At 71.3% G+C, this 13,038-nt stretch carries 14 protein-coding genes; 6 read left to right on the forward strand and 8 right to left on the reverse strand.

Going from position 1 to position 13,038, the window contains the following annotated elements; translation table 11 throughout:
• Positions 1-36: 36 nt before the first annotated feature.
• Positions 37-1,296 carry a threonine ammonia-lyase gene (ilvA, locus tag MXD64_RS04095; protein ID WP_017886740.1) on the forward strand — a complete coding sequence of 420 codons (1,260 nt, stop codon included), beginning with the start codon at positions 37-39 and terminating at the stop codon, positions 1,294-1,296.
• 148 nt (positions 1,297-1,444) lie between these two features.
• Here the strand turns inward: ilvA and greA are convergent, their stop codons facing one another.
• Together greA and MXD64_RS04105 are read right to left on the reverse strand one after the other, a co-directional pair.
• Positions 1,445-1,933, reverse strand: coding sequence for a transcription elongation factor GreA (gene greA, locus MXD64_RS04100; protein ID WP_017886739.1), 489 nt, complete (start codon positions 1,931-1,933; stop codon positions 1,445-1,447).
• Positions 1,934-2,004: 71 nt separating this feature from the next.
• On the reverse strand, positions 2,005-2,496 hold the full coding sequence (locus MXD64_RS04105; RefSeq protein ID WP_017886738.1) for a DUF4307 domain-containing protein: 492 nt from the start codon (positions 2,494-2,496) through the stop codon (positions 2,005-2,007).
• Positions 2,497-2,515: 19 nt separating this feature from the next.
• On the opposite strand from MXD64_RS04105, the gene mca reads away from it, so the two are divergent.
• Positions 2,516-3,406: a mycothiol conjugate amidase Mca gene (gene mca, locus MXD64_RS04110; RefSeq protein ID WP_139179747.1), complete on the forward strand. Its 891-nt coding sequence runs from the start codon at positions 2,516-2,518 to the stop codon at positions 3,404-3,406.
• Positions 3,403-3,708, forward strand: coding sequence for a hypothetical protein (locus MXD64_RS04115; protein WP_017886736.1), 306 nt, complete (start codon positions 3,403-3,405; stop codon positions 3,706-3,708). The genes mca and MXD64_RS04115 overlap by 4 nt, the downstream gene beginning before the upstream one ends.
• Before the next feature lie 111 nt (positions 3,709-3,819).
• Here the strand turns inward: MXD64_RS04115 and trhA are convergent, their stop codons facing one another.
• On the reverse strand, positions 3,820-4,527 hold the full coding sequence (gene trhA, locus MXD64_RS04120; protein WP_042537844.1) for a PAQR family membrane homeostasis protein TrhA: 708 nt from the start codon (positions 4,525-4,527) through the stop codon (positions 3,820-3,822).
• Between the two features lie 97 nt (positions 4,528-4,624).
• Between trhA and MXD64_RS04125 the strand changes: the two genes are divergently transcribed.
• From MXD64_RS04125 to MXD64_RS04135, 3 genes are all read left to right on the forward strand, one after another.
• Positions 4,625-5,410, forward strand: coding sequence for an isoprenyl transferase (locus MXD64_RS04125; RefSeq protein ID WP_031259495.1), 786 nt, complete (start codon positions 4,625-4,627; stop codon positions 5,408-5,410).
• Between the two features lie 142 nt (positions 5,411-5,552).
• Positions 5,553-6,662: an aminotransferase class V-fold PLP-dependent enzyme gene (locus tag MXD64_RS04130; RefSeq protein WP_214584890.1), complete on the forward strand. Its 1,110-nt coding sequence runs from the start codon at positions 5,553-5,555 to the stop codon at positions 6,660-6,662.
• Between the two features lie 491 nt (positions 6,663-7,153).
• Complete coding sequence (locus tag MXD64_RS04135; RefSeq protein ID WP_175470777.1) at positions 7,154-8,515, forward strand: PhoH family protein; 1,362 nt, start codon at positions 7,154-7,156, stop codon at positions 8,513-8,515.
• Between the two features lie 93 nt (positions 8,516-8,608).
• On the opposite strand, the gene MXD64_RS04140 is transcribed toward MXD64_RS04135, so the two are convergent.
• The 5 genes from MXD64_RS04140 to xseA all read right to left on the reverse strand — a co-directional run bounded on the left by MXD64_RS04140 (position 8,609) and on the right by xseA (position 12,999).
• Positions 8,609-10,012 (reverse strand): class II fumarate hydratase, encoded by a 1,404-nt coding sequence (locus tag MXD64_RS04140; protein WP_017886731.1) that lies wholly within the window; start codon positions 10,010-10,012, stop codon positions 8,609-8,611.
• 113 nt (positions 10,013-10,125) lie between these two features.
• The gene (locus tag MXD64_RS04145; RefSeq protein ID WP_017886730.1) at positions 10,126-10,740 is read right to left on the reverse strand and encodes a carbonic anhydrase; all 615 of its coding nucleotides are present in this window, start codon (positions 10,738-10,740) and stop codon (positions 10,126-10,128) included.
• 74 nt (positions 10,741-10,814) lie between these two features.
• On the reverse strand, positions 10,815-11,450 hold the full coding sequence (locus MXD64_RS04150) for a DUF4245 domain-containing protein (RefSeq protein WP_056072848.1): 636 nt from the start codon (positions 11,448-11,450) through the stop codon (positions 10,815-10,817).
• Entirely contained in the window at positions 11,447-11,692 is a 246-nt protein-coding gene (locus MXD64_RS04155; protein ID WP_017886728.1) for an exodeoxyribonuclease VII small subunit, read from the reverse strand. Before MXD64_RS04155 ends, MXD64_RS04150 begins: the two co-directional genes overlap by 4 nt.
• Before the next feature lie 71 nt (positions 11,693-11,763).
• Positions 11,764-12,999 (reverse strand): exodeoxyribonuclease VII large subunit, encoded by a 1,236-nt coding sequence (gene xseA / locus MXD64_RS04160; protein ID WP_263137167.1) that lies wholly within the window; start codon positions 12,997-12,999, stop codon positions 11,764-11,766.
• Positions 13,000-13,038: the final 39 nt, after the last annotated feature.

Consider the following 13,038-nt stretch of genomic DNA (forward strand, 5'->3'; position numbering starts at 1 on the left):
TTCGCCGCCGCGGCTCGGAACGACGATGATGGGGGAGTGACCGACACCAGCGCATCCCCGCACACGCTCACCGCGATCCCGACCCTCGCGGACATCGAGGCGGCGCGCGAGACCATCAAGGGCGTCGCGCGAGTCACCCCGATGGAGACGTCGCAGTTCCTCGCCGAACTGCTCGGGTCCCCGGTGCACCTGAAGTGCGAGAACCTGCAGCGCACCGGTGCGTACAAGGTGCGCGGTGCCTACAACCGGCTCTCCACCCTGTCCGCCGAACAGCGCGCCAAGGGCGTCGTCGCCGCCAGTGCCGGCAACCACGCGCAGGGCGTCGCGCTCGCTGCGCGCGAGCTCGGGATCCCCGCGACGATCTTCACGCCGGTCGGGGTCGCCCTGCCGAAGCTGCAGGCCACCCGCCACTACGGCGCCGACGTCGTGCTGCGGGGCCACTCCGTGGAAGAAGCGTTGAGCGCCGCGAAGGACTTCGCCGCCCACACCGGTGCCGTGTTCATCCCGCCGTTCGACCATCCGGCCGTCATCGCGGGGCAGGGCACGCTCGGCCTCGAGATCATCGATCAGGTGCCGGACGTCGACACCGTGGTGGTGCCGATCGGTGGCGGCGGTGTCATCTCCGGCATCGCACTCGCGGTCAAGGGCATGGCCGAACGGCTCGGTCGGCCGATCCGGGTGATCGGCGTGCAGGCCGAGAACGCCGCTGCCTACCCGTCGTCGATCCGCGCCGGTGAACCCGTCACGATCACCACGAAGCCGACCATCTCCGACGGCATCGCGGTGGCGCGGCCCGGCGACCTGAACTTCCCGATCATCCGCGACCTGGTCGACGACATCGTCACCGTCTCGGACGACGACACCGCCCGCGCCCTGCTCGTCCTGCTCGAGCGCGCCAAGCTCGTGGTCGAGGCCGCGGGGGCCGTCGGCGTCGCCGCGATCATGTCCGGCGCCGTCCGCGACACCGGCCGCACCGTGGTGCTGCTGAGCGGCGGCAACATCGACCCGCTGATGATGGAGCGCGTGATCACCCGCGGTCTCGTGGCAGCGTCCCGGTACATCGGGATCCGCATCATGCTGCCGGACCGCCCGGGCCAGCTGTCCCGCGTCGCCCAGGTCATCTCGGACGCCGGCGCGAACGTGGTCGAGGTGCTGCACACCCGCCACGGGCAGGGCCTGGTCATCAACGAGGTCGCGCTCGACCTGTCGATCGAGGCCCGCGGCCCCGAGCACGCGCAAGAGGTCATCCAGCGTCTGCACGAGGTCGGGTTCCGCCCCGAGCTCCTGGAGCACTAGTCCGCGACGGGCTGACGCGACGATGTCGCTGTCGTGCGACAGCGTTCATGTCGTTCCGCGTCCGCCCCGCGCCCTGGGCGCGACCAGCGGACAGACAGGAGGCCCGTGGCGGTGTCGCCACGGGCCTCCTGTCTGCAGTGGGCCGGGTCTACGGCTCGTAGCGCTCGATCTTGACGACCTCGACGGCGATCTCCTTGCCGTTCGGCGCCGTGTAGGTGGCCTTGTCGCCGGCCTTGAGGCCGACGATGGCCGCGCCGACGGGGCTGACCGGGCTGTAGACCGTCAGGTCCGAGCCCTCGGCCACGATCTCGCGGCTGCCGACCAGGAAGGTGGACTCGTCGCCGGCGATGACCGCCGTGACGACGGTGCCCGGCTCGACGGTGCCGTCGAACTCGGCTTCGCTGACGGTGGCGTGCTTGAGGAGCTCGGTGAGGACGCGGATGCGGGCCTCGATCTTGCCCTGCTCGTCCTTGGCGGCGTGGTAGCCGCCGTTCTCCTTGAGGTCGCCCTCTTCGCGAGCGGCCTCGATGCGGCGCGCGATCTCGGCACGGCCCTCGCCGCTCAGCTCGTCGAGCTCCGCCTTGAGACGGTCGTGCGCCTCCTGGGTCAGCCAGGTGACCTGCGTGTCGTTGCTCATGTTCTGTCCCTTCGACCATGAAAAAACGAGACCGGCCGAGTGGTCGGTCTCGAGAGGCGAATCAGGACAGTCTAGGGAATCCAGCAGTCGTGGATCAACCCGGTCACGCCCCGCGTCGTCGTGGTGACCTGCGTGGAGATGCTCCGACTGCGCTGTTCGGACGCCGGCACGGTGATCTCCTTCCAGCCCACGATCGAGTAGCTCTTGTCGAGCACCTGGACGGCGCACTTCGCCTCGACGCCCGGATCGACGGACACCTGCGAGTGGACGACGGTGCTGTGCTCGGACAGGACCTCGTACCCGATGACGTCCTGGTCGAGGCCACGATCGGACTGGTCGAGCCCCGCCCAGATCACCCACGCCCCGAAGACCACGACGACCGCGATGGCCGCGACGATCGCGAAGAGGCGGCTGCGGCGCTTGCGGGCCGGGGTGCGGCCGTAGCGCTCGTCGAGCGTGGCGGTCTGGTGCTGTTCGGACAGTTCGGGGCTCCCGGGGTGGATATCCTGATCCCAGGGTAGTTCACGCGATGCTGTGCGCTGCCCGCGTCCGACGCCGCTCACCCGCAGTGAGGAACCCCACGTGCCCTACCGCCTGCTGGCAGTCCACGCCCACCCCGACGACGAGTCGAGCAAGGGTGCCGCGACCGCCGCGAAGTACGTGGCCGACGGGCACCAGGTGCTCGTCGTGTCCTGCACCGGCGGCGAGGCCGGCGACATCCTGAACGACCAGCTCGGCGAGCCGGCGACGAGCCGTGCGCACCGCGACATGGCCGGGTACCGCCGCACCGAGATGGCCGCGGCGCAGCAGGCACTCGGCATCGACCACCTGTGGCTCGGGTACCACGACTCGGGGTTGCCCGACGCCGAGAAGGGCGAGACGGTGCGGCCGGGCACGTTCTCGACGGTCCCGCTCGAGTACAGCACCGAGGCGCTGGTCCGCGTGATCCGCCGGTTCCGCCCCCACGTGCTCGTCACCTACGACGAGAACGGCGGCTACCCGCACCCCGACCACATCCGCACGCACGAGGTGTCGATGGCCGCGTGGTCCGCCGCCGCAGACCCGTCGGCGTACCCGACCGCCGGTGCACCCTGGTCGATCGCGAAGCTCTACTACGAGCGCACGATGAACCCCCGCCGCTTCAGCACGATCTTCGAAGCCCTGCAGGAGCGCGACCCGGACAGCCCCGCGGTCGAGCAGCTGCGCGAGTGGGTCGAGCGGTTCGCCGACCGGCCCGACCTCGCCACCACCCACGTGGACGTGCACGAGTACTTCGACCAGCGCGACGCCGCACTCCGCGCGCACGCCAGCCAGGTCGCCCCGGACAGCGCCTTCTTCTACTGGCCGAACGACCTCCTCGCGACGGTGTGGCCGACCGAGGACTACCAGCTCGTGGAGGCACGCGTGCCGACCGAGCTCCCGGAGACCGACCTGTTCGCCGGGATCCCAGCCGACAAGGAACCGACCTCGTGAGCACCATCGCGGCGGCACTCGCCGCCACCCCCAGTCCCAGCCCCTCGGTCGTCCCCGACGTCGACGTCACCCCGGGTGTCGTCGGGTTCATCGCGATCGCGCTCGTCGCCATCGTGACGATCCTGCTCGTCGTCGACATGACCCGGCGCATCCGCCGGACCCGCTACCGCGCCGAGGTGCGGGAGCGGCTCGAGGCCGAGGCGAACGGCACCGCGGGTGACGGCACCGCGACGGACGAGCCGGAGCGGCGTGCGGCCGAGGACGGCCGGGCCGACGTCGGCGACGACACCGAGCGCGGCTGACGCGGCCGGGTAGGGACTGGAGGCCCGTGGCGGCATCGCCACGGGCCTCCCGTCCGCCTTGTGCGCGCGCCGACCGGAACCGGGCGCGGGCGCACCAGGAACGTGCGACGGTCAGCGCACCGGGTCCAGCGCCACGATGAGCACGCCGACCCACTGCGCACCGAAGGCCACGACGGTCAGGGCGTGGAACACCTCGTGGAACCCGAACTGCGTCGGCACCGGGTTCGGCCGCTTGAAGCCGTAGACCAGCGCCCCGATGATGTACGCGACGCCGCCGGACAGGATGAGCACGGTCATCGGGACGCTCGCGGCGAAGAACTGCGGCAGCAGCGCCAGGGCAGCGCACCCGAGCACCAGGTAGATCGGCACGTACAGCCAGCGGGGCGCGTTGATCCAGAGCACGCGGAACGCGATGCCGAGCGCTGCGCCCGACCACATCACCCACAGCACGACGACCATCAGCGTGTGCGGCAGGGCGCAGATCGCGATGGGCGTGTAGGTGCCGGCGATGAGCAGCAGGATGTTCGTGTGGTCGATGCGCTTCAGCACGGCCTTCACCTTCGGCCCCCACGGGAACCGGTGGTAGGTCGCCGAGACGCCGAACATCGCCAGCGACGTCGCCATGAACACGGCACTGCCGACCTTCGCCGCGGTGCTGTCGGCGAGGGTGATCAGGACGACCCCCATCGCGATCGCGAACGGGAACGCGCCGAGGTGGATCCAGCCGCGCCAGGCGGGACGGGGCTCCGACGTGGGGGCCGTCGCCTCTTCCGTGAACGGGACGTGGGGGAGGGTGCCGGTCTCGTGCTCGTCCTGCATGGACCCGACCATAGGGCCTGATCCCGAACGACCGCCACGTGTCCGCAGAGCGGGCACCCCCAGGGCTCTCGTCCAGGTGGTGCACTACGCTCGGTGCGTGACCGGGACGGCGGGATGGACAGGGCGGGGGATCCTCTACCGCGCCTACCAGCGCCGGATCCGCCGCCAGCTCGAAGGGGCCGCGAAGCCCAAGCACGTCGCCATGATCGTGGACGGCAACCGCCGCTGGGCGAAGCAGCTCGGGCTCGAGTCCGCCGCACACGGCCACCGCGCCGGCGCCGCGAAGATCCCGGAGTTCCTGACCTGGTGCGACGACCTCGGCATCGAGGTCGTGACGCTCTACCTGCTGTCCGCCGACAACCTGACGGGTCGTGGCGGCGAAGAGCTCGAGGAACTCGTCGGGATCATCGCCGACCTCGCCGGGGTGCTGGCCGACAACCGTGACTGGCGCGTGCAGCACGTCGGCTCGAACGAGGGGCTGCCGGACAACCTGGTGACCGCGCTCGAACGGGCCGAGCAGCGCACCGCCGGACGCACGGGGCTGCACGTCAACCTGGCCGTCGGGTACGGGGGCCGTCGCGAGATCGCGGACGCCATGCGCAGCATCGTGCAGTCGCACGGCGCGGGTGGCGGCACCATCGACACCCTGGCCGAGGTGCTGACGCCGGAGCTCATCGGCGACCACCTGTACACGCAGGGCCAGCCGGACCCCGACCTGGTGATCCGGACCTCGGGCGAGCAGCGGCTGTCCGACTTCATGCTGTGGCAGAGCGCGCACAGCGAGTTCTACTTCGTCGAGGCGTTCTACCCGGACCTGCGCGAGGTCGACTTCCTCCGTGCGGTCCGCGACTTCGGGCTCCGCTCGCGTCGCTTCGGCGGCTGAGCGTCGCTTCGGCGGCTGAGTGCGGTCGGGTGCGGCTGGTCGCCCAGCCACCAGCCACCAGCCACCTGCCGCACCGGGTTCGTCGGCGGAGTCACGTCCCAGTAGGCTCTCAGGGTTCAACCCTGTGAAAGGTGCACCACCTGTGAACATCGACGAGTACGCCGCCGGCTTCTCCGAAGACCCCGGTTACCTCGACCACGCTGCGTTCGGCCCCGTGCAGACCGCCGTGCTCGAGGAGCAGCGTGTGCTCGGCACGATCCAGGCTCACATGCGGTTCGGCGCGATGGAGACCCTCGACGAGCAGGACGCCCGCGTCCGCGCCGTCGCCGCGCGGCTGGTCGGCCGCCGCGAGGACCAGGTCGTCTCGCAGGCCGCCACGACCCCCGGCCTGCTGCACACCGCCTTCGGCCTGACCGGGGGTGTGCTCGTGTCCGCCGACGAGTACCCGTCGCTGCCGCTCGCACTGGCCAGCGCCGCGTCGGCCACCGGCGGCCGCGTGCAGCCCGTCGTCATCGAGTCGGGTGCCGGCTGGGTGACGCCGGAGCTGATCCGTGAGCGCCTGACCGACGAGGTGACCGCCGTCGCGGTGTCGCTGGTCGACTGGCGCACCGGCTACCTGACCGACCTCGCCGCCATCCGCGAGGTCATCGGCGAGCGCCTGCTCATCGTCGACGCCATCCAGGGTTTCGGTGTCGTCGACGCCCCGTACGAGGTCGCCGACGTGGTCGCCACCGGCGGGCAGAAGTGGCTGCACGCCGGGTGGGGCACCGGGTTCGTGGCCTTCAGTGACCGCGCCCTGAACCGGATCCGTCCGGCGCTGTCCGGTCCGCACGGCACGTCCGGCTGGCCGACCGAGGTCCCCGCCGTCCGTCCAGCAGCCGCAGGCTTCCAGATGTCCCGCATCGACCCGGTCGCGCAGGCCCGGCTCGCGGTGTCGCTCGAGCGCCTCACCGCCGTCGGTGTCGCCGCCGTGCAGGAGCGAGTCGCCGACCGCGTCGAGCGCGTCTTCGCGATCGCCGACGAGTTCGGGCTCGAGGTCGAGTCCAGCCGCGACCCGGCAGAGCGCGCCGGCATCGTGGTGCTCCGGCCGACGCAGGGGCGCGTGACCGCCCTGTCCGCGGCGATGCACAACCACGGCGTCACCGCGACCACGCGGCTCGGGGTCGCGCGCGTGTCGGTGTTCCCGTCGACCACCGACGAGACCCTCGACATGTTCCGCGACGCCTGCGTCTCGTACGCCACCATGCAGTAGCAGCGCGGCGCCGCGCTGCGGGTTCGCGGCCCACGGGCGGTCACGACACCCCGCTCACGTCCGCCGGGTGGTCACCACCTGTCGGCTGGCGCCGCAGCGCCCGACAGTTCGCGACCAGTCGACGCGGCGCGCGTGACGAGTCGCGACCAACGGACGGCCTGGAGGCGCGGTGCCAGGCCGCCACGGGCCTCCCGTCCGTTGCCTGCGCGCGGTCACGACACCCCGCTCACGTCCGCCGGGTGGTCACCACCTGTCGGCTGGAGCGGTCGCAACAGACAATTTGTGACCAGCCGCGTCACGAGCTGCGCTCGCGTTGTTCACGCGACCGTAACTCCAGAAACCGCGTGTCGCTGGCGGGGTGTCGGGGGCCGGACGTACGTTGTCCCCATCGGGCACCGCGCCCGATCGAAGCGGCCACAGTCGGTGCTTCGGGACCCGCTCCGTGGCCGCGTTCGAGGACAGGACCGGGCCCGTCGCGGCCCGGGGATGGAGTGGTCGTGACCTCTCAGAACGTCTCTCGCGGAACACAGGAACAGCACACCGCGGACTCGTCCACATCGGTCGCCCAGCGCACGTACGTGCTCGACACATCGGTGCTCCTCAGTGATCCGCGGGCCTTGTTCCGCTTCGCCGAGCACGCCGTGGTCCTGCCCGTGGTGGTCGTCAGCGAACTCGAAGCGAAGCGCAACGACCCGGAGATCGGGTACTTCGCCCGGCAGGCCCTCCGGCTGCTCGACGAACTGCGCATCGAACACGAGCGGCTCGACTTCCCGATCGCGATCGGCGACGGCGGCTCGTTCCGCGTCGAACTGAACCACTCCAACCAGTCCGTCCTGCCGTCGGGCCTGCAGCTCGGCGACAACGACTCCCGCATCCTCGCCGTCGCGTCGAACCTGAAGAACGACGGGCTCGACGTCGTCGTCGTGTCGAAGGACCTGCCGCTCCGGGTCAAGGCGTCGTCGATCGGCATGGCGGCCGAGGAGTACCGCGCCGAACTCGCGGTCGACTCTGGCTACACCGGCATCGCCGACCTGCAGGTGTCCGGCGAGCAGATGTCCGACCTGTACGAGAAAGAGGAGATCCGCTCCGCGAAGCTCGACGGCGTCCCCGTGAACACCGGGGTCGTGATCCACTCCGAGCGTGGATCGGCGCTCGGCCGTGTGCACGTCGCCGGAGCAGTCGCCCTGGTGCGCGGCGACCGTGAGGTCTTCGGCCTCCGCGGGCGCTCGGCCGAGCAGCGGCTCGCGATCGACGCGCTGCTCGACTCCGAGATCGGCATCGTCTCGCTCGGCGGCAGTGCCGGCACCGGCAAGTCGGCGCTCGCCCTGTGCGCCGGACTCGAAGCGGTGCTCGAACGGCAGCAGCACAAGAAGATCATGGTGTTCCGGCCGCTGTACGCCGTGGGCGGGCAGGACCTCGGCTTCCTGCCGGGTGACGCCGGCGAGAAGATGAACCCGTGGGCGCAGGCCGTCTACGACACCCTCGGTTCGGTGGTCTCGGACAACGTGCTCGACGAGGTGATCGAGCGCGGCCTGATCGAGGTGCTGCCCCTGACGCACATCCGTGGCCGCTCCCTGCACGACGCCTTCGTGATCGTCGACGAGGCGCAGTCGCTCGAACGGAACGTGCTCCTCACCATGCTCTCGCGCATCGGCCAGAACTCGCGGGTGGTGCTCACCCACGACGTCGCGCAACGCGACAACCTGCGGGTCGGCCGGCACGACGGGATCGCGTCGGTCATCGAGCGGCTCAAGGGGCACCCGCTCTTCGCGCACGTGACGCTGACGCGTTCCGAGCGCTCCGCGATCGCCGCTCTGGTCACGGACCTGCTGGACTCGCCCGATCTGGTGTAGCGCGCGTCGGGCCGCCACGTGACGGACGGGAGGCCCGGTGCCAGCTGGCACCGGGCCTCCCGTCCATCCTGGGGATGTGTCAGGAGCGTCGCGTCAGTTCGGGTGGGTCATGCTGAGGACGTCGAGCGCCTCGTCGAGCTGCGCCTCGGTGACCTCGCCGCGCTCCACGTGGCCGAGGGCCACGACGGCCTCGCGCACGGTGATGCCCTCGGCGACGGCGTACTTCGCGACCTTCGCCGCCGCCTCGTAGCCGATGACCCGGTTGAGCGGGGTGACGATCGACGGCGAGGACTCCGCGAAGGCGCGGGCACGCTCGAGGTTCGCCTGCAGCCCGTCGATGGTCTTGTCCGCGAGCACGCGCGAGCTGTTCGCCAGCAGGCGGATCGACTCGAGCAGCGCCGTGCCCATCACCGGGATGGCGACGTTCAGCTCGAACGCACCCGATGCGCCCGCCCAGGCGATGGTGGCGTCGTTGCCGATGACCCGGGCGCCGACCATCAGGGTGGCCTCGGGGATCACCGGGTTCACCTTGCCGGGCATGATCGAGGAACCGGGCTGCAGGTCGGGGATGTGCAGCTCGCCCAGCCCGGTGTTCGGACCGGAGCCCATCCAGCGCAGGTCGTTGTTGATCTTCGTCAGGCTGACGGCGAGCACCTTGAGGGCACCGGACGCCTCGACCAGGGCATCACGTGCGCCCTGTGCCTCGAAGTGGTCGACGGCCTCGGTGATCGGCAGGTCGGTGTCGCTCGCGAGCTGGGCGATGACCCGCTGCGGGAAGCCCTTGGGAGTGTTGATGCCGGTGCCGACCGCGGTGCCGCCGAGCGGGACCTCGGCGACGCGGGGGAGCGTCGCCTGCACCCGCTCGATGCCCAGGCGGATCTGGCGGGCGTAGCCGCCGAACTCCTGCCCGAGGGTGACGGGCGTGGCGTCCATCAGGTGCGTCCGGCCGGACTTGACGGCGTCGGCCCACAGGGTGGCCTTCGCCTCGAGCGATTCGGCGAGGTGCTCGAGCGCGGGCACGAGGGTGCGGATGAGCGCTTCCGTCACGGCGACGTGCACGGAGGTGGGGAAGACGTCGTTCGACGACTGCGAGGCGTTGACGTGATCGTTCGGGTGCACGGCGGAACCCGCGATGTCGGACGCCAGTGTCGCGAGCACCTCGTTCATGTTCATGTTCGACGACGTGCCGCTGCCGGTCTGGTAGACGTCGACCGGGAACTGGTCGTGGTGCTGCCCACCGATGATCAGGTCGGCCGCACCCGCGATGGCGTCGGCGACGGCGGGCTCGACGATGCCGAGCTCACCGTTCACGATGGCCGCGGCGCGCTTGATCCGCGCGAGCGCCACGATCTGCGCCGACTCGAGCCCGGTGCCCGAGATGGGGAAGTTCTCGACGGCGCGCTGGGTCTGGGCACGGTAGAGCGCCGACTTCGGCACCCGTACCTCGCCCATGGTGTCGTGCTCGATGCGGAACTCGGTCGGGGTGGTGTCGGTCACGTCGTCGTGGTCCTTCCTGGGGTGCTCGCCGGTCGCGGTCGCGCCGGCCCGTGCCTGCGCCCCGGGGTCGCCGGGGCGGTCGTCGTCGGGGTCGGTGTCGGGGTCGGCGTCGGTCAGACCTGGCCGACGACGGTGTCGATGGTGACCTCTCCGGTGGCGAGGTCGTAGGTCGCCCCGACGACGGCCAATCTACCCTCGGCCACTGCGTCGGAGACCGCGCCGGAGCGCTCGATCACCTGGCGGAGGGTCGCTTCGAGGTGTGCGGCGCCGACGGCTTCCTGCGGCAGCTCGGCGTCGGTGCGCCGGACCTTCTCGACGCTCGGGGCGATCGCGTCGACGAGGGCCTGCAGGTGCGGGGCGGGGACGGGCTCACCGGAGCGCGCGGCCGCGACGGCACCGCACCGGGTGTGCCGGAGCACGACGACCAGGGGGGTGCCCAGCGCGACCACCGCGAACTCGATCGAGCCGAGGACGACGTCGTCGACGATCTGGCCCGCGTTGCGGATGGCGAACAGGTCACCGATGCCGGCGTCGAAGACGTGCTCGAACGGCACCCGCGAGTCCGAGCAGCCGAGGACGGTCGCGAACGGCGACTGCGATCCTTCGAGTTCGGTGCGGCGGTCCGGGTCCACGCGGCCCATCCGGCGCTTGTCGGCGGCGAAGCGGGCGTTGCCGTCGACGAGCAGGCGCAGGGCGTCGGACGGGGTGGAGGCGGCGCGGTCGGGCATGGGACTCCTCGGTTCGGATGGGACGCAGCGGGGCGGGTGCGGTGGTGACGGGCGGCGGTCGTGCCGGTCGTTGGCTACTCGGTCAGTTGTCGGGAGACGGCGGTGGCCACGGTCCGGAAGGCCTTGTCGTCGGCGGTACCGGAGAGCACGATCGTGTCCTTGCCGAACGTCGAGACGAGCGAGTACGCGTGGTTGCCGGCGTCGGTGCCCTCGGCGCGGCGGTCGTAGACGGTCCACTCCGTGTCGCCGATGGTGCGGTCACCGGTGGACGGACGCTGGTCGAGCTGGTTCGACACCCACGAGGCGTTGGCGTCGATGCCCTGCTGCAGACCGAGGTACTGCTTGTCCGGGGTCACGAAGCCGACGGTCCAGACGTCCACACCGTCGGTGGTCTTGTTCGCGAAGTCCGCTCGGTTGGCGCTGTAGCCGTCGGGCAGCGGGGGCGCCACCAGGGTGACGTCGTCGACCTGGGCCTTGGCCGCGATCTGCTGGTAGTCGACGGTGCGGTCCACGGTGGTGTCGGGCCGGACGACGACGGCGACCAGGAACAGCACGATGCCGAGCGAGGCGATGAGCGCGATGACCAGGTTGAACGCGGTCTGGTGCTGCCGGCGGGCGGTCCGGGCGGCGTCCTTCCGCGCCCAGGTCTCCTCTGCCGTCTCGGGGCGACCGAGCTCGGCGACGATCGGACGGCCGTTCGGGTCGGTCATCGGCCGGAGCCGTCCTGGGCATCGCTGGCGGCACGGGCCGCGTCGAGTCGCGCGCGGGCACCGACGAGCCACTCTTCGCACCGGGCGGCGAGGGCTTCGCCCCGCTCCCACAGCGCCAGTGAACGTTCGAGGGTCGCGGAGCCCTGTTCGAGCTCGCTCACGACGCGCACGAGTTCGTCGCGGGCCGCTTCGTAGCTCAGCGACTGGACGTCGGTCTGCTCGGGTTCCTGCTGGGATGGCACGGGACGATCCTACCGAGCGTCCACCGACGATCCGCCGCCCGGACCCAGGCTGTGGAGAACACCCGTCGTGCTCAGGAGCCGTCCGGGCCGGGGCCGTCCGGTTCGAGCGTGCCCGTGGCCGTGCCGGCACCGAGCGTGACGTGCACCGGCGTCGCTCCGGACAGGTCGTCGGTGCCCCGGACGACAGCCCCGTCGGCGCGCTGCACGATGGCGTACCCGCGGCGCAGGGTGTCGCGCGGCGAGAGCGCCCGGAGGCGAGCGGTCAGGTGCCCGACCTCGGAGTGTCCGCGCTCGAGTCGGCGGTCGAGCAGCTCGCGGGCGCGGGACAGGTCGCGCGCGACCTCTTCCGCACGGGTGTCGACGAGCCACGCGGTCGACGCCAGGGCCGGCCGCGACCGCAGCGCGGCGAGCCGGTCGGCTTCGACCGACAGCGTGTGCGAGAGCCGCAGCCCGAGCCGGGCGCGGGCGGCCCGCACGTTGGCGAGCTCCTCGGCGACGTCGGGCACGACCCGCTTGGCGGCGTCCGTGGGGGTGGAGGCGCGCAGGTCGGCGACCTCGTCGAGGATCGGGCGGTCGGCCTCGTGCCCGATCGCCGAGACGATCGGGGTCGACGCCGCCGCCGCCGCACGGACGAGTCCTTCGTCGCTGAAGCCGAGCAGGTTCTGGAAGTCGCCGCCGCCACGGGCGATGATGATGACGTCGACCTCGGGGTCGGCGTCGAGCTCGAGGATCGCCGCGGTGACCTCGGCGACGGTCCGTTCGCCCTGCACCGCGGTGTGCACGGTGCGGAACTCCACCTGGGGCCACCGCAGCTGCGCGTTCCGCTTGACGTCCTTCTCGGCGTCGGAGTCCTTGCCGGTGACCAGGCCGATGCGGTGCGGCAGGAACGGCAGACGTTGCTTGCGAGCCGGGTCGAACAGGCCTTCCTCGGCGAGGGTGCGGCGGAGGCGCTCGAGGCGTTCGAGCAGGTCACCGAGCCCGACGTGCTTCATCTCGACGACCTGCATGGTCAGCGAGCCGCCCTTGACCCAGTAGTTCGGCTTGAGTGCCGCGACGACCCGGTCGCCCTGCTTGATGTCCGCCGGCACCCGGGAGCGCACGCTCGACCAGATGGAGAACGACACGGTGGCGTCGACCTCGACGTCCTTGAGCTTGCCGTACACGTTGCCGCCGGCGACGTTCCACTGCGTGATCTCGCCCTCGACCCAGGCGGTGCCGAGCCGGTCGATCCAGTCCCGGAGCTTCGCGCCGAGGAGCGCCACCGGCCACGGGTTGTCGGCCGTCGGCGGGCCCTGTTCGATCGCCATGTCGCTCCTCGTCCTGCTGGGACGTCCATCGTGCCCGAG

Source organism: Curtobacterium sp. Arg-1, assembly GCF_025643395.1.
Classification (GTDB): Bacteria; Actinomycetota; Actinomycetes; order Actinomycetales; family Microbacteriaceae; genus Curtobacterium; species Curtobacterium poinsettiae.